Here is a 19,931-nt window from a genome sequence, read left to right as displayed (position 1 = left end):
GCTGTCTGGAATTTGAATAGGGCGGGTGCCACGGCACCCGCCCTATTCGTTTTGGGGATTAGCGCATGGCGGCGATGCGCTCGAACGCGGAGGGTTCCGGAATGCCGAGGTCCAGGCGTTGCCGGATCGCCTCGGCGCATTCGAAAGGCGTCAATACAGAGGTATCGACCTCCAGGTCGTAGATGCCGGGGATATGCACCTGCTCCTGCCAGAGCTGGACCGGATGGGGGACGGCGTCGTGTTCGTCGGCGCGCACATACAGCGTATGCCGTCCGGGCGCAGGAATGTTTCGCCTTTTCATGATGACCTTGATCGGACATTTGACGCCGACGAAAAGCACCGGCAATCCCTCAAGCCGACGCGCGCAATCGGAAAGAATACCGAGCGGCCGAGAGTAGCTGTCGTGATGACCGAGGTCAGCCACCACATTGAGCCCGAGGCCGGCATGGATTGCAATCGACTCGTAAAGCGCAGCATAGAAGAACGGCACCATCTCCTCGAGGTCGGGACGTTCCCCACCCGGGCGGAGCCCGATGCCCGGCAGATAGCGTTCCGGGGTCATGTCGTTGTAGGTGTCGACGCCGAGGTTCATCCAGGGACCGTCGAAGTGCTCCTGGATCGTGTTGGCGATCGACGATTTTCCACTGCGCGGGGCGCCGTTCAGAATGACGATCTGTCCGGCCGAGCTGTCGTATGTCATCAGTTTTCTTCTTCTGTTTGGCGCGAATCGCTGAGGCGAAAGAGCGCAGGTATTTCCTTTCCCTCTGCGAATACTTTATGGGTGAGTTAAGGCAGACGCACAGGTTGGCCATAGGCAATTGGAAGGATGGCATGAACGAGGACAGCGCGCATTTTCCACCGGTCGATCCGGTGAAGACAGGCATCAGGGGATGCTGCCCGCGCTGCGGCCAGGGGAAGCTCTTTGATGGCCTGCTCGCGCTGAAGCCCCGCTGCTCGGCCTGTGGTCTGGACTACGCCTTTGCCGATGCTGGCGATGGCCCCGCCGTGTTCGTCATTTTGATCGTCGGCTTCATTATCATCGGCTCGGTGTTGTGGCTGGAAGTCAACTACGCGCCGCCGATCTGGCTGCACATTATGCTGTTCGGCCCCCTGACCGTCATTCTCTCCCTGCTTGCCCTTCGCTGGTGCAAGGGGATCCTGATCGCGATGCAGTATCGTCACAACGCCAGCGAGGGGCGCATTTCCCGTGACTGAATTTCATGTTTCGGCGTCACGCCGAAAGCGACCGGTCCTCACCGGCATCGCGGTGGTCATTGCGCTTGCCATCCTCCTCTCGCTCGGCACCTGGCAGGTCGAACGGCTGCACTGGAAGGAAAAGCTGTTGGCCAATATCACCGAGCGCCGGCAGGCGTCGCCGGCATCGCTTGCTGATATCGAAGGAATGGCCGCGACGGGCGAGGATATCGACTATCGCCACATCACGGTCAGCGGCGAATACGTCAACAGCAAGGAGCGGCACTTCTTTGCGACCTGGCATGGCCAGACGGGTTTCTATGTCTACACCCCGCTGCAGTTTGCCGATCGCCGCTATCTCTTCGTCAACAGAGGTTTCGTTCCTTACGACAACAAGGAGCCGGAAATGCGGATGCAGGGCCAGCTCACCGATCAGCAAACGGTGACCGGCCTTGCTCGTGCAAAACTTCCGGGCAAGCCGTCCTGGGTGGTGCCTGATAATGATGTCGCCAAGAATATCTTCTACTGGAAGGACCTCGACGTGATGGCGTCGAGCGTCGGGCTCGACAAGGCCGAGGTGGTTCCGTTCTTCGTGGATGCGGACGATACCCCCAATCCGAAGGGGCTGCCGATCGGCGGGGTCACCGATGTCGATCTGCCCAACAACCATCTGCAATATGCCTTCACATGGTTTGGGCTTGCGGCAACGCTTGTCATCATCGTCGTAGTCGCGCGTTTCCGTAAGCGGGGTCCCGCGCAATAGTATCGCTTCAATTCTTGCCTATATTGGGCTAGAGAGCCCTATCCCTACGAACCGGAACAGACATGAATATTGCGGCGAAACCTCCCTTGACGATCAGGCTCTGCGGACCGCGCGGCTTTTGCGCAGGCGTCGACCGTGCCATCCAGATTGTCGTGCTGGCGCTGAAATCCTACGGTGCGCCTGTTTATGTCCGCCACGAGATCGTCCACAATCGCTATGTGGTCGAAGGCCTGGAAGCCAAGGGCGCCGTCTTCGTCGAGGAGCTCGACGAGATCCCGGAAGAGCACCGCGCTCAGCCGGTCGTCTTCTCCGCGCATGGCGTGCCAAAATCCGTGCCGGAGGATGCAAGCGCCCGCAACCTCTTCTATCTCGACGCCACATGCCCGCTGGTCTCCAAGGTGCACAAGCAGGCGATGCGCCACAACAAGCTCGGTCGCCATGTCGTTCTGATCGGCCACGCGGGCCACCCGGAAGTGATCGGCACGATGGGCCAACTGCCGGAGGGCACGGTCTCTCTCATCGAGACGGTCGAGGACGCCGACGTCTATCAGCCCGCCGATCCCGACAATCTCGGCTACGTGACGCAGACGACCCTGTCTGTGGACGATACGGCCGGCGTGATCGCGCGCCTGCAGGAACGTTTCCCCAATCTGACCGCACCGGCGGCCGACTCGATCTGTTACGCCACGACCAACCGGCAGGAAGTGGTGAAGCAGGCAGCCCCCGGCTGCGATCTCTTCATCATCGTTGGAGCGCCGAATTCTTCGAACTCCAAGCGGCTCGTCGAGGTGGCTTTGCGGGCAGGGGCCAAGAAATCGCTCCTTGTGCAACGCGCCTCGGAACTGGATTGGGACGAGATCGGCCCGATCTCCACGCTTGGTCTGTCAGCCGGTGCATCGGCGCCCGAGGTGATCGTCAACGAGATCATCGAGGCCTTCCGCGCGCGCTTCGACGCCAAGGTCGAGCTTGCCGAGACGGTTCAGGAAAACGAGCATTTCCTCGTCAACCGCGAACTGCGCAGCATAGAGCTGACGCATGAGGATATGGCGTGGGTGAACGGGTGAGCCGCAATCCCGGTTAGGGGAGCAGTCGTCGAGGGGACGATTGCGGTGGCTGCCAACGCTCTGCGGGGCGCTGGCGTTCGATTGATCAAGCTTTCGTGGGACGTAAATTGGCAGTCTATACCGATATTTCCGAAGACGATTTGAAGTGGTTCCTGACGGAGTACGACACCGGAACGCTGCTCTCCTACAAGGGGATCGCGGAAGGCGTCGAGAACTCGAACTTCCTGCTGCACACCACCAAGGATCCGTTGATCCTCACCCTTTACGAGAAGCGCGTCGAGAAGAACGATCTGCCGTTCTTTCTGGGGCTGATGCAGCATCTGGCCGCTCGCGGTCTGTCCTGCCCGCTGCCGTTGCCGCGAAAGGACGGGGCCTTGCTTGGTACGCTGTCCGATCGCCCGGCGGCGCTGATCTCGTTCCTGGAAGGCATGTGGCTGCGCAAGCCGGAAGCCAAGCATTGCCGCGAGGTCGGCAAGGCGCTGGCAATGATGCACGTCGCTGGCGACGGCTTCGAGTTGAAGCGGCCCAATGCGCTGTCGGTCGATGGCTGGAAGGTACTCTGGGAGAAGTCCGAGGCTCGCGCCGACGAGGTGGAGAAGGGGCTGCAGAACGAGATCCGCACGGAGCTCGATTTTCTCGCGGCCCACTGGCCGAAGGACCTGCCTGACGGTGTCATCCATGCGGATCTTTTCCCCGACAACGTCTTCTTCCTCGGCGACGAGCTATCGGGCCTGATCGATTTCTATTTCGCCTGCAACGACCTCTTGGCCTACGACGTCTCGATTATCCTGAACGCCTGGTGCTTCGAGAAGGATGGCGCCTACAACATCACCAAGGGCATGGCGATGCTGGAAGGCTACCAGAGCGTCCGACCGCTCAGCGATGCCGAACTGGCAGCACTACCGATCCTTTCGCGCGGTTCGGCATTGCGCTTCTTCCTGACGCGCCTCTACGACTGGCTGACGACGCCGGAGGGGGCGCTGGTCACCAAGAAGGACCCGCTCGAATATCTGCGCAAGTTGCGCTTCCACCGGCAGATCGCCAACGCCGCGGAATACGGACTCTCGGCATGAAGCACGTCGATATCTACACCGACGGCGCCTGCTCCGGAAATCCCGGCCCCGGCGGCTGGGGCGCGGTGCTGCGCTACGGCGAAGTCGAAAAGGAACTGTCGGGCGGTGAGGCGGAGACGACCAACAACCGCATGGAGCTGCTGGCCGCCATCTCGGCGCTGACGGCGCTGAAGAGCGCGTGTGAGGTCGACCTCCACACCGACAGCAAATACGTAATGGACGGCATCTCCAAGTGGATCTTCGGCTGGAAGAAAAACGGCTGGAAGACCGCCGACAAGAAGCCGGTAAAGAACGGCGAACTTTGGCAGGCGCTAGACGCCGCCAACCAGCGCCACAAGGTCAAGTGGCACTGGGTCAAGGGCCACGCCGGCCATCCGGAAAACGAGCGCGCCGACGAGCTCGCCCGCAAGGGCATGGAGCCGTTCAAGAAGCGCTAGACTTGGTGCTCGGAATGGTGCGGAAACAAGGACATCGCGCGTTTCCCTGAATCTGCAAGGAAACGTTCGGCGTAGATCGGGGAGGGATGTGATGCGGATTGTCTCGCTGAATGCATGGGGCGGAAAGCTGCATCCGCCGCTCATTCCCTACCTCGCCGAGATCGACGCCGATGTTCTCTGCCTGCAGGAAATCACGCGCTCGGTAACCGTTTCCAGTGACTGGCTGGTCTACCGCGACCGCAGTCATATCCTGCCGCAACGCGCCAATCTGTTTGCCGAGATCAAGGCGATCCTTCCCGCCCATGATGCCCTCTACGCGCCGACCGCAAGGGGCGAACTTTTCGAAGGCGAGACCTCTGTCGTGTCGGAATTCGGGCTTGCAACCTTCGTGCGCCAATCGCATCCGGTCATTGGCCAGGCGATGGACTTCGTACACGGCGACTTCTCGAGCGATGGCTATGGCGCACACCCCCGCGCGCGCAACGCGCAGTGCCTTCGCCTGTTCGATTATCGCGCCAATCGTCCGATTACCATCGCCCAACTGCATGGCCTACGCGACCTTGCCGGCAAGGGCGACACGCCAGCGCGTCGCGGCCAGGCGGATGTCTTGGTCGCTCTCATCCGCCGCATATGGCGCGAGGGCGAGCCGCTCGTCGTCTGCGGCGACTTCAATGTGCTTCCTGACAGCCTCATGTTCGACGCGCTTGCCGAACTCGGTCTCACCGACCTCGTGACCTCGCGCGGCCATAAGGATACTCGAACCTCGCACTACACCAAGGAAGGCCGCTACGCCGACTACATGTTGGTCACGGCAAATGTTGACGTCGTGGGGTTCGACGTCGTTGAACAGCCCGAGGTGTCCGACCATCGGGCTCTCTTGCTGGATATCGCGTAGGAATTTTGGGGTGGCGCAACGGATGCGGAATGCACCCGCTGCGCCGAGCCTCGGGAGGCTTGTTGATTACGCCGCCTTGGCGACTTCGCCGTGCGGGTCGAGCACGAACTTCATCGCAGCACCATGGTCGAAGCTTTCGTAGCCCTGTACCGCATCTTCAAGCGGGATGACCTTGGCGTTGACGATATCGGCGATCGGCAACCGGTCATGCAGGATCGCCTGCATGAGCTGGCGGTTATACTTCAGCACCGGCGTCTGGCCCGTATGGAAGGACTGCGCCTTTGCCCAGCCGAGGCCGAAGCGGAGCGACAGGTTGCCGTGCTTGGCGGCGTTGTCGACGGCGCCCGGATCTTCGGTCACGTAGAGGCCGGGAATGCCGATCGAGCCGGCCGCGCGGGTGATTTCCATCATCTGGTTCAGAACGATCGCCGGTTGCTCGCCGCCCGAATGCCCGCGTGCCTCGAAGCCGACGGCGTCGATGGCGCTGTCCACTTCGTTAGTGCCGGTCACCTGCGCGATCATGTCGCCGAGCCGGTCGCTCTTCGACAGGTCGATCGGCTCGAAGCCGACCTTGGCGGCATGGGCAAGGCGATCCTTGTTGAAGTCGCCGATCATCACGACGGCAGCCCCGAGGATGCGGGCGGATGCAGCCGCCGCAAGCCCGACCGGACCGGCGCCGGCGACATAGACGGTGGATCCGACGCCGACACCGGCGCGCACCGCACCGTGGAAACCGGTCGGCAGGATGTCGGAGAGCATGGTCAGATCGCGGATCTTTTCCATCGCGCGGTCGCGGTTCGGGAATTTCAAGAGATTGAAATCGGCATACGGAATGGTCACGTAGCGGGCCTGCCCGCCGATCCAGCCGCCCATGTCGACGTAGCCGTAGGCGCCGCCGGCGCGCGACGGGTTGACCGTCAGGCAGACGCCCGTGTCCTGCGATTTGCAGCAGCGGCAGCGGCCGCAGGCGACGTTGAACGGAACGGAGACGAGATCACCGATCTGCAGCATCTCGACATCGACACCCTTCTCGATCACCTCGCCCGTGATTTCGTGGCCAAGAACAAGGCCTGGCATCGCGGTAGTGCGGCCGCGAACCATATGCTGGTCCGATCCGCAGATGTTGGTGGAGATCACTTTCAGGATGACACCGTGCTCGATCTTGCGGCCATCGGGTGCCTCAAGTTTCGGATCGTCGATGTCGTGGATTTCGACCTTGCCGGGCCGCATGTAGACGACGCCTCGGTTCTTGCTCATTTCCATCTCCTCCGTTGAAAATGCTGCCTCGTGCGGGGCTCCTCTTCCCCGCGCACTGGATACCGACAGATTAGACGAGAATGTAGGACGCGCCGTTCCGTTTACGACGGTTTAGGGCGTCGAATTGGTCACGTCTCGCACGCCGGTCTTGCCGTGGCCATTCAGATGGGGATCTCTGCAAAACGGCACATCCTTGTCACTTGCCCCCGCGACGTTTCTCCTTATGCTCGCCTGAAAACGGATCCGGGAGGTCACCACATGATCCTGCACTGCGTGCTGATGCGGCTTAAGGCTGCCATGACAGGGGAAGAGAAGCAGTCCTTGTTTGACGCGATCGTCGCATTGAAGCAGGTGATCCCCGGCATCATCGACATCAAGTATGGCCCGAATGTCTCGCCCGAGGGGCTACATGCGGGCTACGTCGATGGTTTTGCCGTCACCTTTGAAAGCGCGGAAGCGCGCGACGTCTACCTCGTGCATCCCGAGCACGTCGGCGTCGGCGAGCGCATCGTGTCCTCGACCGACGGCGGCTTGGGCGGCCTGATCGTCTTCGATCTCAACTATTGAGGCCGGGCCGCGCCTTGGCGCGACCCAGCCGTCGCCGTCAGCTAGCTTTCGCCATCGCCGCCACGAGCTGGTCGACGTTGTAACGCAACATCTTCTCGTAGGTCGGAGCCGGCCCCTTGGTGTCGGAAAGAGACTCGACGTAAAGCTCGCCGCCGGGCTCTGCCCCCGTCGCCTTCGCGATCTGCCTGACGAGGCGCGGATCGTTGGAATTCTCGATGAAGTACGTCTTCACGTGCTCGGCCTTGATCTGCTCGATCAGCTTGGCGACATCGGCGGCGGAGGCTTCGCTCTCTGTCGAGACGCCGACCGGAGCGAGGAACTGCACGCCATATTCACGGCCGAAATAACCGAAGGCGTCGTGGCTGGTCAGGACCTTGCGATGGTCCTCAGGGATTTTGGCAAGCTCCGAGTGCGCGTAGGCATCGAGCGCATCAAGCTTCTTCAAATAGACTTCGGCGTTGGTCTTGAACGCCGCAGCATCGGCCGGCGCGGCCTTCGCAAGCGCCCCTTCGATGTTGGCGACCCAGACCTTGACGTTGACCGGGCTGTTCCAGACATGCGGGTCGGTGACCGTCTGCCCATCCTCTTCCATGGTGCGGAACTTGATCCCTTCCGAGACGACGACCGGTTTGCCCTTGTAGCCCGAGGCGCTGATCAGGCGGTCCATCCAACCCTCCAGACCCTCACCGCTGACGAAGGCAACCTGTGCAGCGTTGAGGTTCTTCGCGTCGCTTGGTGATGGTTCAAACTCATGGGGGTCGCCGTTCGGGCCGACGAGGCTTGTGACCGTGACGCGGTCGCCGCCGATCTGGCGGACGACGTCGGCAAGCACGGTGAACGATGCGACCACCTTGAGGGTTGCGGCAGAAGCCGACGTCGTCGAAAGCGCGACGAGTGCGGGAAGCATCATTGAGAAAAGCAGTCTGCGGGAAATCATTGGGGGTCTCCGGTTGTCAGCCCTTCAGATGCGGGCGAGGAAGATACCGCCGGGCAAGGCCCGACGGGGCAAGGAAGATCGAAATGGCGTAAAGCAGCGCCGCCGTCATGATGATCGTCGGTCCGGAGGCGAGTTCGAGATGGTAGGAGGCGATGAGCCCGAGATAGCCGGAGGCTGTGGCACTCGCCGCCGCGATTGCCATCATCGACGGGAGGCTAGGCGACCAGAGCTGCGCGATAGCGGCCGGCAGCATCATAAGGCCGACCGCCATCAACGTTCCCAGGGCCAGGAAGCTCGCGACCAGATTGAGTACGACCAGCAGCAGGAAGATAAAGTGATAGATCGGTCCGCGTCCGCCGATGGCTCGGAGAAAGCCGGGATCGAAGCATTCCGCGACCAGCGGCCGGTAGATGATCGCAAGCGTTGCCAGCGTCGCCGTGCTGATCGCGCCGATCTCGTAAAGGGCGGATGCATCGATCGCGAGGATGGTGCCGAAGAGAACGTGCAACAGGTCGATATTCGAACCGCGCAGCGAAACGATGAGCACGCCGAGCGCCAGCGAGGAGAGGTAGAAGCTGGCGAAGCTCGCATCCTCCTGTAAGGAGGTCGCGCGGCTGACCATGCCCGACAAAAGTGCAACTGAAAGCCCGGCAACGAGCCCGCCCAATCCCATTGCCGTAAGCGAGAGCGAACCGGCAATAAGATAGCCGATGGCGGCGCCGGGGAGAACGGCATGGCTCATGGCATCGCCGACGAGGCTCATTCGCCGCAGCATCAGGAACACACCGATCGGCCCGGAGCCAAGCCCCAGGCACAGGCAGGCGACGAGCGCGCGGCGCATGAAGCCATAATCCGCGAAGGGCGCGAGGAGGAGATCGTAGGCGGTCATCTGGCGGGCTCGCAAATGCCGGCGCTCTCGTCCCATCGCTCGGCCATCGCCCGCGCTTTGCGAAGGTTCGCCTCGGACATGACATCCGCCGTTGCGCCCCAGCCGATGACGTCGCGCGCAAGCAGGAGTGTCTGCGGAAAGTGGGCGCGGACCTGCGCGAAATCGTGAAGGACAGCAAGCACCGTTCGGCCTTCGCCATGCCAGTTGGCAACGATATCCAGAAGATCCCGCGTGGTGCGGCCATCGATAGCCGTGAACGGCTCGTCGAGAAGGATGACATTCGCATCCTGCAGCAGCAGCCTTGCAAAGAGCACGCGCTGAAACTGGCCAGCCGACAGCGATCCGATGCCGCGCCGTTCGAAGCCTCCCAGCCCAACTGCCTCCAGTGCGTCGTGCGCTTTCTGCCACTCCGCTGATGCAATGTGCCCTAAGGCCCCAGACTGTCGCCAGGCTCCCAGCAGAACCGTGTCGAGTACCGAGATAGGAAAGCGGCGGTTGATGTTGGCTGCCTGTGGCAGATAGCCGAAATCCGTGCTCTTCAGCCGGTGCCTTATCATGCCGGAGGAGGGACGGAGTTCTCCGATAATCGCCTTCAGCAGGCTCGATTTGCCGGCTCCGTTTGGGCCGGCGATCGCCGTCAGGCTTCCGGCCGCGATGGTTCCGGTCACATGATGCACGGCTGGATGCCGCTGATAGGCGACCGTCAGATCTTCAAGCTCGATCGCAATGGCGCTCATGGCAGCAGCGTCGCCCAATGGATTGCCGCCCAGAGCGGGATGCCGATCAAGGCAACATAGAAGACGCGACGGCCGGCAGAGAGCGCCATCAGGCCTGAAGAATGTCGAAGCTCCCAAAAAGTCATAGCAACACCAAAATGTAATAACATTACAGTTATGTTATAACAAATGAGGCAAAAAAGTGGCGTGCTGTGAACTTTGACGACGAAACACAAAAGCGGCCGCATGGGCCGCTTTCAGTTTGGGTGAGGCTCGAAGCCTTACAGCTGTTCCAGCATCCTGGCGGCGCCGGAAACCGTAGCCTGACCTGGGCTTTCTTCGACGTTCAGTGATTTCACGACGCCGTCTTCGACGAGCATCGAGTAACGCTTCGAGCGAACGCCGAGACCGCCTGCCGAGAGATCGGTGTCGAGGCCAAGCGCCTTGGTAAAGCCCGCGTCCCAGTCGGCGAGGAAGTGGATCTTGCCCATGCCGCCGGAAGACTGGGCCCAGGCACCCATCACGTGCCAATCGTTGACGGCGACGACGGCGATGTCATCGACGCCTTTGGAAAGGATGGTGTCGCGGTTCTCGAGATAACCCGGCAGGTGGTTCAGCGAGCAGGTGGGCGTGAACGCACCGGGGACCGCAAAGAGAACAACGCGCTTGCCGTTGAAAAGCTGCTCCGTCGAAATTTCGACCGGGCCATCCGACGTCTTTTCCTTGAAAGTGGCCGCAGGAAGCTTGTCGCCGATTGCGATGGTCATGGACGTCTCCTTGTCATATGGCGGCACTAATGCCGCGATTTTGGCGCGACTATAGAACGCGATCACTCAAAGGCAAGCGGTGTCTCGATGGCGCGCGAGCCGTCGATGACAAGAGCACTCCATGTCTTTCCGCTGAGGTCATATGCCTTGGGAAGCTTGTCCACGGACAGCGTCGTCGTGAAGTTGCGACCGTCGCGATGGGTTGCCGTCTGTTTGGTAAAGACGCGCCCGCTCGGGCCTGTGACGATCACCTCAGGCGCGCTCTCGCCACTCTCCGGCAGGGTAATGCTGAGGGAAAGTTGCTTCATGTCGGCCGACAGCGCGTGGTCGTCGACTTTGAATGCGGAGGAGGCGGCTTGTGGCAAGGCTGCCTCGGCATCCCTGAGAATAGCCTCTTCGGCCGGCCGCGACTGGGCCAATGGTTTAAAGGTCAGCGATAGCTCTGCCTGGAAGGGGATGCAGATTTCCTCGCAGATGCCGATAAAGGCGTTTGCCTTGAGCTCATGAAGAGCAGGGTCTTTCGCCGTCAGTTGCAGCGGGAAGGTGACAGGCGCGTCGTAGGCAACCTCATCGATCTTGTCGGCGACAATGTGCTTTGGGACGGGGTAGCTCATCTTGTCGAGCGACACGCCTTCGGAGGAGAGAGTGACTTGAGGCGGGATGCCGCTGTTGCCCGGTTCGCGCCAATAGGTGATCCAGCCTGGCTTCGGCTCGATCTGAAGTCCGGCGCGAATATTTCCGTTTGCATCGGGCGGAAGCGCGATCAGGCGCATCCGACCGCCCTCGTTGTCGGCCCAGGCGCTCATCTCCGCCCTGGCGGGCTGAGAAAACTGCAGCACGGCGACGAACAGGCACAGGGCGGAACCGCATTGGCGGATGGTGAGTGAAATAGTCTGCATGGATCAATGATGTATTGAAAATCCCTATGCTCGGCTAGAACTCGCGTACATTTAAGTTTTCATTTTCAGTTGATTGATCCGTGACATTGGCTCATGCTCATGGTGTCGGGGCCTAGCGCGGTCTGGCAGAAGGAGGAGTGATGTCCTTGGCGACCGTGAAAAACAAAAGAGAACGCGGCTTCTTCGATGGCCAGTTTCTCATTGCCATGCCGGGCATGGAGGATCGCAATTTCGCCCGCACGGTGATCTACATCTGCGCCCATTCGGATGCCGGCGCGATGGGGTTCGTGATCAACCGCCCGCAAGAACTGACCTTTACTGACGTTCTCCTGCATCTCGAAATGATCAAGGACGAAGAAGCTATCCTCCTTCCTCAGCATGATTGCCCGATCCAGACGGGTGGGCCCGTGGAAAGCGGCCGCGGCTTCGTGCTGCACTCCGATGACTATCTCTGCGAATCCAGCATTCCCGTCAGTGACGATATCTGCATGACGGCAACGCTCGACATCATCCGCGCCATTTCCAATGGCAAGGGACCGAAGCGGGCGACCATGCTGCTCGGCTATGCCGGCTGGGGTGCGGGACAGCTGGAAGCCGAAGTCGGCAACAATGGCTGGCTCACATGCGCGGCGAATGAGGAGCTGATCTTCGATCGCAGCCTCGACGACAAGTACGAGCGAGCACTGGCCGCAATGGGTATCAATGCCGCCATGCTTTCAGCCGAAGCCGGCCACGCCTGATCGGCGGAACGATCTGCAAAAAAAGCGCGTTCTCTGCTGGCGCGGGCAATAAGGCCCAGTCAGGAGAAGCAGGTTGATGGAAACCACGACCGGAAATTGCCCGCCGTCCATGTTGCACGATGGGTTTTTGATCCCTATCCCGAGGGAGGCGCGCGTTGAGGCTCTTTGTATGTGACAACTGCGACCAGGTTGTTCATTTCGACAATCGCCAGTGTGTTCGGTGCGGTCATCGCCTTGGCTTCGTGTCGAATAGTCTGCGCATGCATGCAGTTCAGCAGCAGGACGGCGATGTCTGGCAATACGTGGCTCAGCCGGATCTGATGCGCTTCTGTGCCAATGCCGGCCTCGACGTCTGCAACTGGCTGGTGGAGGACGGAGACGCGGGGGATTACTGCGTCGCCTGCCGGCATAACAGGCTTGTGCCGAATTCAGCGACGCAGGATGGCGTCGATCGGTGGCGCCGCATCAGCCAGGCACAGCGGCACCTCTTCTACTCCCTCTTGCGTTGGCGGCTGCCGCACCCGGACCGCACGCAGGATCCCGTAGGCGGCCTGGTTTTCGACTTCCTCGAAGACACCGTCAAGGAAGACGGCAGCGTCGTGCCAGCGATGACGGGACACGAGGAGGGCCTTATCGCAATTCGGGCCGCCGAGGCCGACGACGTCACGCGCGAACAGGCTCGCACCTCGATGAACGAACCTTACCGGACGCTGCTCGGTCATTTCCGCCACGAGACGGGTCATTTCATCTGGAACCGCCTCGTGCGCGATAGGAACGCCTTCGATGGATTCCGAGCGGTGTTCGGCGATGAGCGCAAAGACTACAGCGATGCCCTTGCACGGCACTACGCGAATGGCGCTCCGCCCGGCTGGCAAGAGAGTTTCGTCAGTGCTTATGCCAGCGTTCATCCCTGGGAGGACTTCGCTGAGTGTTTTGCTCATTACCTTCACATTGTCGATACCTTGGAGACCGCTCGCGCCTTCGGCGTTGCAATTGATCCCCGCGGTCACGAAGAGATGGCGGCCGAGGTGGATTTCGACCCCTACAGGGCAGCAAGTGCCGATCAGCTTGTCGACGAGTGGGTGCCGCTCAGCGTTGCGATCAACTCGATACAGCGCAGCATGGGACAGCCCGATTCCTATCCGTTCGTGCTCTCAGCGCCGGTGGTCACCAAGCTTGAATACATGCATCAGCTGATAGCGGGAGCCGCTGCGCCGCAATAGGGAGCGGCATAGCTTGGGTCGCGGGTCGGCTAGGCGCGCTTCGTCAGCGGGAACCGCTCCTTCAGCAGCCGCAAGACGGACTCCGATGCCATCGGCGGTCCGAACAGATAGCTTTGCCCGAAGGTGCAGCCCATCTTGGCGAGTTCCATCGCATCCTCGTTGGACTCGATCCCCTCGGCAACGACCTTCATATCCAGTTCGCGCGCCATGGCGATCACGGAGCGAATCACGGTCGCCTTCTTGTCGCTAGTGTCGCACACCATCGTCTTGTCGAGCTTGATCGTGTCGAACGGGAAGCGCGTCAGATAGGCAAGCGACGAATAGCCGGATCCGAAATCATCCAGAGCAAGGCCAAGGCCCATTTCGCGCAGCTTCTCGAGAACGAGGCGCGCCTGTTCCGGGTTCTCCATGACCATGGATTCCGTCAGCTCGAGTTTCAGGCGTGACGGATCGCAATGGGTCTTCGCCAGCACCGAGCGCACATCGTCGAAAAGCTCGTTGTTAAGCAGCTGCGCACTGGAGAGGTTGATCGAGACGAAGATCGGCAGTTCGCCCGTCTGGTTCTCCCAGCCCATCAGGTCGTTCGTCGCCTGCTCCAGCGCAAAGCGGCCGAGCATGTCGATAATGTCGGATGCCTCCGCGATCGGTATGAACTCCGAAGGCGGAATGCCGCCGCGTTTCGGATGCTCCCATCGCATCAAAGCTTCGAAGCCGGCGATCTCCACGTCTTCAAGCCCTGCGATCGGCTGGTAGACCATCGACAGTTCCTTGCGCTCGATGGCGCGGCGCAGGTCGGATTCGAGCTGCAGCCGGTCGGCGCCGAAATCGCGGAAGGCGGGCTGGAACGGCTCGACGCGATTGCCGCCGGCGCGCTTTGCCCGGTACATCGCGAGCTCCGCGTCGCTGAGCATGCCCGCAGCACTTTCCTGCTGATCGACGAAGGAGGCCAGCCCGATCGACGCCGTCAGGATGATCTCGCGATTGGAGAAGTTGATCGGCACCATGATCGCCTTGCTGATCGCATCGGCAAAATCGGCCACCTTCGTCGGATCGCGTTCGGACGTCAGGATGAGACCGAACTGATCGCCGGAGAGGCGCGCGAGCGTATCCTGCGACTTGAGGAGGCGGCGCAGGCGGCGCGTGAGCGCGATCAGGATATTGTCGCCGGCGGCGATCCCGAGCGTATCGTTCACCAGCTTATAGCGGTCGATATCGATCACCATCACCGTCGGGCGCAGCGTCTCGCCACCGGGCGCCAATGCCAGCACGGCCTGCAGGCGATCGAGGAACAGCTGGCGGTTCGGCAAGCCGGTCAGGTTGTCGTGCAGTGCGTCGTGGAGCAGCCGCTCGACGGAGTTCTTCTGTTCGGTGACGTCGATGATGGTGCCGACGCAGCGGATGATCTCACCGTTCGACCCAAGCACAGGCCGCGCGCGGATGAGAAGCCAGTGGAAATGACCGTCTTCCGCGCGGATGCGGAACTCGTGGTTTAGTCGCCCGCGGCGATGTTCAAGGAGCACATCAAGCGTCGCGCGGAAGCGGTCGCGATCGTCGGGATGCAGCCGCGGCAGCCAATTGCGCGCGGCGCCATGCATAGCGCCGAGCGGGAGGCCGAGCTTGACGGAGACATCGGGTATCGTGACGATACGATCGCGCGCCACATCCCAGTCCCAAACCGTATCACCCGAGCCCGTTAGAGCCAGCGATTGACGCTCGAGATCGGAAAACAGCCCTTGCTGGAACGCGCCGCCAGCAAAGGCGTGCTGCATCACGGTAAAGCCGATCAGCAGGACGATGAGAACAAGGCCGCCGCCGAGTGCGGGCTGGATGATGTCGTTATCGAGCCGGCCGGTAATCGTCAGCCATGCACCGAAGATCCAGACAAGGATCAAGGCCCAGGCCGGGACCAGCAGGATCGCGCGGTCATAGCGGTTGAGCCCGAGGTAGACGATCAGCAGAAGGCCCATCGTCGCGGTCAGCGCGAAGGAGAGGCGCGCGATGCCTGCGGCAATTGCCGGGTCGTAGATCGCGACGCCGAAAAGCAACGCCAGGCCGAGCACCCAGGCGAGCGTCACGTAGCCGAGGTGCGTGTGCCACCGGTTGAGGTTGAGATAGGTGAACAGAAAGATGACGAAGCTGGAGGCAAGGGCGACTTCCGCACAGGCGCGCCATATTCGCTGGTCGGTCGACGCAATGCTGATCAGTTTACCGAGAAAGCCGAAGTCGACGCAAATGTAGCCGAGGACGGCCCAGGCGAGTGCCGCCGTTGCCGGCAGCATCGACGTGCCCTTGACGACGAAAAGGATAGTCAGGAACACCGCCAGCAGGCCCGCAATGCCGAGCACGATGCCGCGATAGAGCGTGAACGCGTTGATCGTGTCCTTGTAGGCGTCGGGTTCCCAGAGGTAGATCTGCGGCAGCTCCGGCGTCGTCAGCTCAGCAACGAAGGTGATGACGGCGCCGGGGTTGAGCGTGATGCGAAACACGTCCGCCTCGTCGCTCGGCTGCCGGTCGAGCGCAAAGCCTTCGCTCGGCGTAATGGCGATAACGCGCTGCGAACCGAGGTCCGGCCAGAAAAGCTTGGAATTCACGAGGCGGAAGTGGGGGGCCACGATCACGCGCTCAAGCTGCTCGTCGGAGACGTTGGCAAGCGCGAAGACGGCCCAGTCGCCCTGGTGATTGTCGGAGCTGGCACGTACCTCAATACGGCGACGGATACCGTCGGCACCGGCAGCGGTCGAGACCTGAAAGGCTTCGCCCTGGTTGGCGTAGATCTCCGTCGTGGCAGTCAGGTCGAGTGCCGTGTCGTCGCGGGAAATCTTGACCGGTTCGGCGGCCTGAACGTGGCCAGCCACTAGCAGGATGGCTGACAGCAAGAGAGCTGCGATCACCGCGATCGATCGCCTGGCCGGTGATGAGAGCAGCATGCGGTTGTTGGTCATCGGCTGTCGGTTATCCTGCCTTTATCCGTGTCGGTGGCGAGCAATGAGAACATTACATGGTCGTGCCAATGACCGTTGATTTTCAAGTATCCGCGCAGATAGCCTTCCCGCTGAAACCCGGCTTTTTCAAGCAGGCGGATGCTCCGAGCATTGTCTGGAATACAGGCTGCTTCGATACGGTGCAACTCAAGCCCTGCGAAGATGTAGGGTATAACCAATTGAAGTGCGGCGAACATATGACCCTGACCGGCATAAGCCTCGCCCATCCAGTAGCCGATCATGCAGCTTTGTGCCGCCCCGCGCCTGATGTAGCCGATCGTGATGCCGCCGAGCAGCGTCATGCCCTGTTTGTGAAACAGAAGGAGCGGAATGGCCTGGCCGGAAGCGTACTCCTGCTTGCCGCGGATGACACGGGCGCGATAGGAGCCCTCCGTCAGCTCGTCGCGGCGCCATGTCGGCTCCCACGGTTCCAAGAACTGCCGGCTCGCCGCCCGCAGCTTGTGCCACTGGTTGAAATCCTGGTAGCGCGGCAGGCGCAGCACATAGTGCTCGTTCTCGAGCTCGACCGAATCCGGCTGTCGCGACAGAAACCGAAAAACCGATTTTGGCATCGATCACTCCCGGCAGGATGGATCTGGGATCAGACGAGGGCTTGCTTGCCCTGGTGATCGGGCGAGGAAAGAGACGCGGTAATATCCTCCATCGGGGCCAGATGTTCGAGCGGTCCAATGGCCGAGAGCGTCGGCACGGTATCGAAGAACAGGCGTCCCGCAAGATCCGTAAGGCGCTCGACCGTGATCCCCTCGAGGCGTTCCATCATCTCCTGGTTGGAGATGGGGCGGCCGTAGAGCATCATCTGCCTTGCGATCTGGCCGGCGCGGGCGGCGGGGCTTTCCTGGCCCATCAGCAGCTGGGCGCGGATCTGGGCGCGGGCGCGTTCGATTTCCTTCTGTTCGATCGTCGCCGCCGACTTGTGTAGTTCGTTAATGATAACAGGCACCAGCTCCGGCAGGTTCTCGCCACCGGTGGCGGCATGGATGCCGAAGATCCCGGTATCGGAGAAACCCCAGTGGAAGGCGTAGATGGAATAGCAGAGGCCGCGGATCTCGCGCACCTCCTGGAACAGCCGGGATGACATGCCGCCGCCGAGGATGTTGGCGAGGATCTGCGAACAGTAGAAGTCGCGGGCGTGATAGGCCTTGCCTTCGAAGCCGAGCAGGATCTGCGCATCCATCAGGTCGCGCGTCTCGCGGATATTGCCGCCGATGTATTTTGCAGGCTCCATGACGGGCGTCGCCGATGGCGAGGTGGGAAGGCTCGCGAAGCGCTCCTCGACCATGCGAGCGAACTCGTCGTGCCGGACGGCGCCGGTCGCAACGACGAACATCCGGTCGGTCGTGTAATTGCGGCTGAGATAGCCGCGGATCTGCTGCGGCGTGAACGACACCACGGTCTGCGGCGTGCCGAGGATCGCCCGGCCGAGGGTCTGGTCGCGATAGGCGGTCTCGGAAAACTTGTCGAAAACGACGTCGTCAGGCGTGTCGTTTGCCGCGTTGATTTCCTGCAGGATGACCTGTTTCTCACGCTCGAGTTCTTCCTCCTCGAAGGCGGACTCCGTCAGGATATCGGCCAGAATGTCGACAGCGAGCGGGACATGATCCTTAAGCACGCGGGCATAGTAGGAGGTCGTTTCGGTGGATGTTGCGGCATTGACCTCGCCGCCGACATCCTCGATTTCTTCAGCGATTTCGCGCGCGCTGCGGCGTGCCGTGCCCTTGAAGGCCATGTGCTCGAGCAGGTGAGCGATGCCATGCTCGTCTGTCGTCTCGTTGCGCGATCCTGATTTGATCCAAACTCCCAGCGCAACGCTTTCCAGATGCGGCATGGTCTGTGTGACTACTGTCAGCCCGGATTTGAGCCGGGTGCACTCAACTGTCATTGGCTATCTTTCTGCGCCTGCGTTACTTAGGCCCGAGTATGCTCGCCGATGAAGGTCTCAATGGCTTTGAGCTCAGGCTTCACAATCTGAAAGCGCTCCTCCTTGTGCATCAGATCAGCAAGCCACGTCGGAAGCGCGGGGTCAATACCGGAGGCCGATTTTACGGCGGCGGGGAATTTTGCCGGGTGTGCGGTGGCAAGCGTCACCATCGGCGCGTTCGGCTTCTCGTGTTTACCTGCAACGAAGACGCCGATTGCCGAATGCGGATCGAGAAGATAGCCGGTGTCGGCATGGGTTTTCTTGATCGTCAGGGCGACCTGCTTTTCGCTGGCGCGCCCGGCGCGGAAGTCCTTTTTGATGAAGGCGAGGGCGTCCTTTGCAATCTCGAAGCCGTTGGACTGCTTGAGGCTGTTCATCGCCGCGCGAACCTTCGATGCGTCGCGATCATAGGCCTCGAACAGCAGCCGCTCGAAGTTCGAGGAGATCTGGATGTCCATCGACGGCGAAGTCGTCGCTTTCACGGTTTTCATCTCGTAGCGGCCGGTCTTGAGCGTGCGGTCGAGGATATCATTCTCGTTGGTGGCGACCACCAGCTTGCCGATCGGCAGGCCCATGCGCTTGGCGCAGTAACCGGCAAAGATGTCGCCGAAATTGCCCGTCGGCACGGTAAACGAAATCTTACGGTCCGGTCCGCCAAGCGCGATCGACGTCGTGAAGTAGTAGACGATCTGGGCCATGATGCGGGCCCAGTTGATCGAGTTGACGCCGGAGAGTTTAACGCGGTCGCGGAAAGGTGCATCGTTGAACATTGCTTTGACGAGGTTCTGGCAGTCGTCGAAATTGCCTTCGACGGCAAGCGCGTGAACGTTGGAGGCCGTGGAGGTCGTCATCTGGCGCTGCTGCACCGGCGAGACCTTGCCGTTCGGGAAGAGGATGAATATGTCGGTGCGTTCGCGACCGGCAAATGCGTCGATCGCCGCGCCGCCAGTGTCGCCGGAGGTGGCGCCGACAATGGTCGCGCGCTCGCCACGCTTCTCCAGGGCATGGTCCATCAGCCGGGCAAGCAGCTGCATCGCGACATCCTTGAACGCCAGCGTCGTGCCGTGGAACAGCTCCATGACGAAGCTGTTCGGGCCGGTCTGGACGAGCGGGGCGATCGCAGGGTGACGGAAGGTACCATAAGCCTCGTCGATCATGGAGCGGAACGTCTCGTCGGGAATCTCGCCGTTGGTGAAAGGCGAAAGGATCGTAAAGGCGACCTCCTGGTAGCTCTTGCCCCGAAGCGCGCGGATTTCCTTTTTCGTGAAATGCGGCCACTTACGCGGCACGTAGAGACCGCCGTCGCGCGCCAGGCCGGCCAGCAAAGCATCACAAAAACCGAGGGGAGGGGCTTCGCCGCGGGTCGAGATATAATCCACTGTCGTCATCCTTGATGTGCCGGCCGGAGGAAATCCGGGTTGGAGGGGAAGTCTGCCTGTCGCCGCATCTCGCTTGCCCTGCCGGCGGTGGCCCGCGATCCCGAAATGTGCATCAAAACGGTTCTTACCCAATCGATTTTTGTTTGCGCCGCTGATATAGACCATCGCAAACTGTCACGAAAGGCCTGCCATCAAGTGATTGGGCCTGCCA

At 61.2% G+C, this 19,931-nt stretch carries 21 protein-coding genes; 9 read left to right on the top strand and 12 right to left on the bottom strand.

Annotation, left to right across the window (positions count from 1 at the left end):
* Window positions 1-58: 58 nt before the first annotated feature.
* Window positions 59-700, bottom strand: coding sequence for a chloramphenicol phosphotransferase (locus AF71_RS19525; protein ID WP_018858998.1), 642 nt, complete (start codon window positions 698-700; stop codon window positions 59-61).
* A 131-nt stretch (window positions 701-831) separates the two neighbouring features.
* Between AF71_RS19525 and AF71_RS19520 the strand changes: the two genes are divergently transcribed.
* The 6 genes from AF71_RS19520 to AF71_RS19495 all read left to right on the top strand — a co-directional run bounded on the left by AF71_RS19520 (window position 832) and on the right by AF71_RS19495 (window position 5,426).
* Complete coding sequence (locus AF71_RS19520) at window positions 832-1,215, top strand: DUF983 domain-containing protein (protein ID WP_018858999.1); 384 nt, start codon at window positions 832-834, stop codon at window positions 1,213-1,215.
* Window positions 1,208-1,957: an SURF1 family protein gene (locus tag AF71_RS19515; RefSeq protein WP_025661099.1), complete on the top strand. Its 750-nt coding sequence runs from the start codon at window positions 1,208-1,210 to the stop codon at window positions 1,955-1,957. The genes AF71_RS19520 and AF71_RS19515 overlap by 8 nt, the downstream gene beginning before the upstream one ends.
* A 62-nt stretch (window positions 1,958-2,019) precedes the next feature.
* The gene (ispH, locus tag AF71_RS19510) at window positions 2,020-3,021 is read left to right on the top strand and encodes a 4-hydroxy-3-methylbut-2-enyl diphosphate reductase (protein ID WP_018859001.1); all 1,002 of its coding nucleotides are present in this window, start codon (window positions 2,020-2,022) and stop codon (window positions 3,019-3,021) included.
* Window positions 3,022-3,128: 107 nt separating this feature from the next.
* Window positions 3,129-4,094 (top strand): homoserine kinase, encoded by a 966-nt coding sequence (locus AF71_RS19505; RefSeq protein WP_018859002.1) that lies wholly within the window; start codon window positions 3,129-3,131, stop codon window positions 4,092-4,094.
* Complete coding sequence (rnhA, locus tag AF71_RS19500) at window positions 4,091-4,531, top strand: ribonuclease HI (protein WP_018859003.1); 441 nt, start codon at window positions 4,091-4,093, stop codon at window positions 4,529-4,531. The genes AF71_RS19505 and rnhA overlap by 4 nt, the downstream gene beginning before the upstream one ends.
* Before the next feature lie 91 nt (window positions 4,532-4,622).
* Window positions 4,623-5,426, top strand: coding sequence for an endonuclease/exonuclease/phosphatase family protein (locus tag AF71_RS19495; RefSeq protein ID WP_169682685.1), 804 nt, complete (start codon window positions 4,623-4,625; stop codon window positions 5,424-5,426).
* A 66-nt stretch (window positions 5,427-5,492) separates the two neighbouring features.
* On the opposite strand, the gene fdhA is transcribed toward AF71_RS19495, so the two are convergent.
* Window positions 5,493-6,683, bottom strand: coding sequence for a formaldehyde dehydrogenase, glutathione-independent (gene fdhA, locus AF71_RS19490; RefSeq protein WP_018859005.1), 1,191 nt, complete (start codon window positions 6,681-6,683; stop codon window positions 5,493-5,495).
* A gap of 258 nt (window positions 6,684-6,941) precedes the next feature.
* Between fdhA and AF71_RS19485 the strand changes: the two genes are divergently transcribed.
* The gene (locus AF71_RS19485) at window positions 6,942-7,250 is read left to right on the top strand and encodes a Dabb family protein (RefSeq protein ID WP_018859006.1); all 309 of its coding nucleotides are present in this window, start codon (window positions 6,942-6,944) and stop codon (window positions 7,248-7,250) included.
* Between the two features lie 37 nt (window positions 7,251-7,287).
* Here AF71_RS19485 and AF71_RS19480 read toward each other — a convergent pair whose 3' ends face one another.
* The 6 genes from AF71_RS19480 to AF71_RS19460 all read right to left on the bottom strand — a co-directional run bounded on the left by AF71_RS19480 (window position 7,288) and on the right by AF71_RS19460 (window position 11,458).
* Window positions 7,288-8,187: a metal ABC transporter substrate-binding protein gene (locus AF71_RS19480; RefSeq protein WP_113471795.1), complete on the bottom strand. Its 900-nt coding sequence runs from the start codon at window positions 8,185-8,187 to the stop codon at window positions 7,288-7,290.
* A 16-nt stretch (window positions 8,188-8,203) separates the two neighbouring features.
* On the bottom strand, window positions 8,204-9,076 hold the full coding sequence (locus AF71_RS19475) for a metal ABC transporter permease (protein WP_018859008.1): 873 nt from the start codon (window positions 9,074-9,076) through the stop codon (window positions 8,204-8,206).
* Complete coding sequence (locus AF71_RS19470; protein ID WP_018859009.1) at window positions 9,073-9,813, bottom strand: ABC transporter ATP-binding protein; 741 nt, start codon at window positions 9,811-9,813, stop codon at window positions 9,073-9,075. The genes AF71_RS19475 and AF71_RS19470 overlap by 4 nt, the downstream gene beginning before the upstream one ends.
* Entirely contained in the window at window positions 9,810-9,938 is a 129-nt protein-coding gene (locus AF71_RS32150; protein WP_272481253.1) for a hypothetical protein, read from the bottom strand. Before AF71_RS32150 ends, AF71_RS19470 begins: the two co-directional genes overlap by 4 nt.
* A 135-nt stretch (window positions 9,939-10,073) precedes the next feature.
* Complete coding sequence (locus tag AF71_RS19465) at window positions 10,074-10,559, bottom strand: peroxiredoxin (protein ID WP_018859011.1); 486 nt, start codon at window positions 10,557-10,559, stop codon at window positions 10,074-10,076.
* A 62-nt stretch (window positions 10,560-10,621) separates the two neighbouring features.
* Window positions 10,622-11,458, bottom strand: coding sequence for a protein-disulfide reductase DsbD domain-containing protein (locus AF71_RS19460; protein WP_018859012.1), 837 nt, complete (start codon window positions 11,456-11,458; stop codon window positions 10,622-10,624).
* 140 nt (window positions 11,459-11,598) lie between these two features.
* On the opposite strand from AF71_RS19460, the gene AF71_RS19455 reads away from it, so the two are divergent.
* Both AF71_RS19455 and AF71_RS19450 read left to right on the top strand, forming a co-directional pair.
* Window positions 11,599-12,198: a YqgE/AlgH family protein gene (locus tag AF71_RS19455; RefSeq protein ID WP_018859013.1), complete on the top strand. Its 600-nt coding sequence runs from the start codon at window positions 11,599-11,601 to the stop codon at window positions 12,196-12,198.
* 155 nt (window positions 12,199-12,353) lie between these two features.
* The gene (locus AF71_RS19450) at window positions 12,354-13,421 is read left to right on the top strand and encodes a putative zinc-binding metallopeptidase (RefSeq protein WP_169682683.1); all 1,068 of its coding nucleotides are present in this window, start codon (window positions 12,354-12,356) and stop codon (window positions 13,419-13,421) included.
* Window positions 13,422-13,450: 29 nt separating this feature from the next.
* Here the strand turns inward: AF71_RS19450 and AF71_RS19445 are convergent, their stop codons facing one another.
* From AF71_RS19445 to thrC, 4 genes are read right to left on the bottom strand one after another with little or no spacing between them, the layout of a single operon-like run.
* Window positions 13,451-16,363, bottom strand: a complete 2,913-nt coding sequence (locus AF71_RS19445; RefSeq protein WP_169682681.1) for a sensor domain-containing phosphodiesterase — start codon at window positions 16,361-16,363, stop codon at window positions 13,451-13,453.
* A complete protein-coding gene (locus tag AF71_RS19440) occupies window positions 16,360-16,974 on the bottom strand; it encodes a GNAT family protein (RefSeq protein WP_062370482.1) in 615 nt (204 codons plus the stop codon). Before AF71_RS19440 ends, AF71_RS19445 begins: the two co-directional genes overlap by 4 nt.
* 29 nt (window positions 16,975-17,003) lie before the next feature.
* Entirely contained in the window at window positions 17,004-18,302 is a 1,299-nt protein-coding gene (locus tag AF71_RS19435) for a pitrilysin family protein (RefSeq protein WP_025661111.1), read from the bottom strand.
* Window positions 18,303-18,328: 26 nt separating this feature from the next.
* A complete protein-coding gene (thrC, locus tag AF71_RS19430; RefSeq protein ID WP_169682680.1) occupies window positions 18,329-19,729 on the bottom strand; it encodes a threonine synthase in 1,401 nt (466 codons plus the stop codon).
* Window positions 19,730-19,931: the final 202 nt, after the last annotated feature.

Origin of the sequence: Rhizobium sp. 57MFTsu3.2, from assembly GCF_012932765.1 — a bacterium.
Lineage (GTDB): Bacteria > Pseudomonadota > Alphaproteobacteria > Rhizobiales > Rhizobiaceae > Rhizobium > Rhizobium altiplani.
The sequence above is the reverse complement of the archived record's forward strand: the minus strand, read 5'-3'. Positions and strand labels throughout refer to the sequence as shown.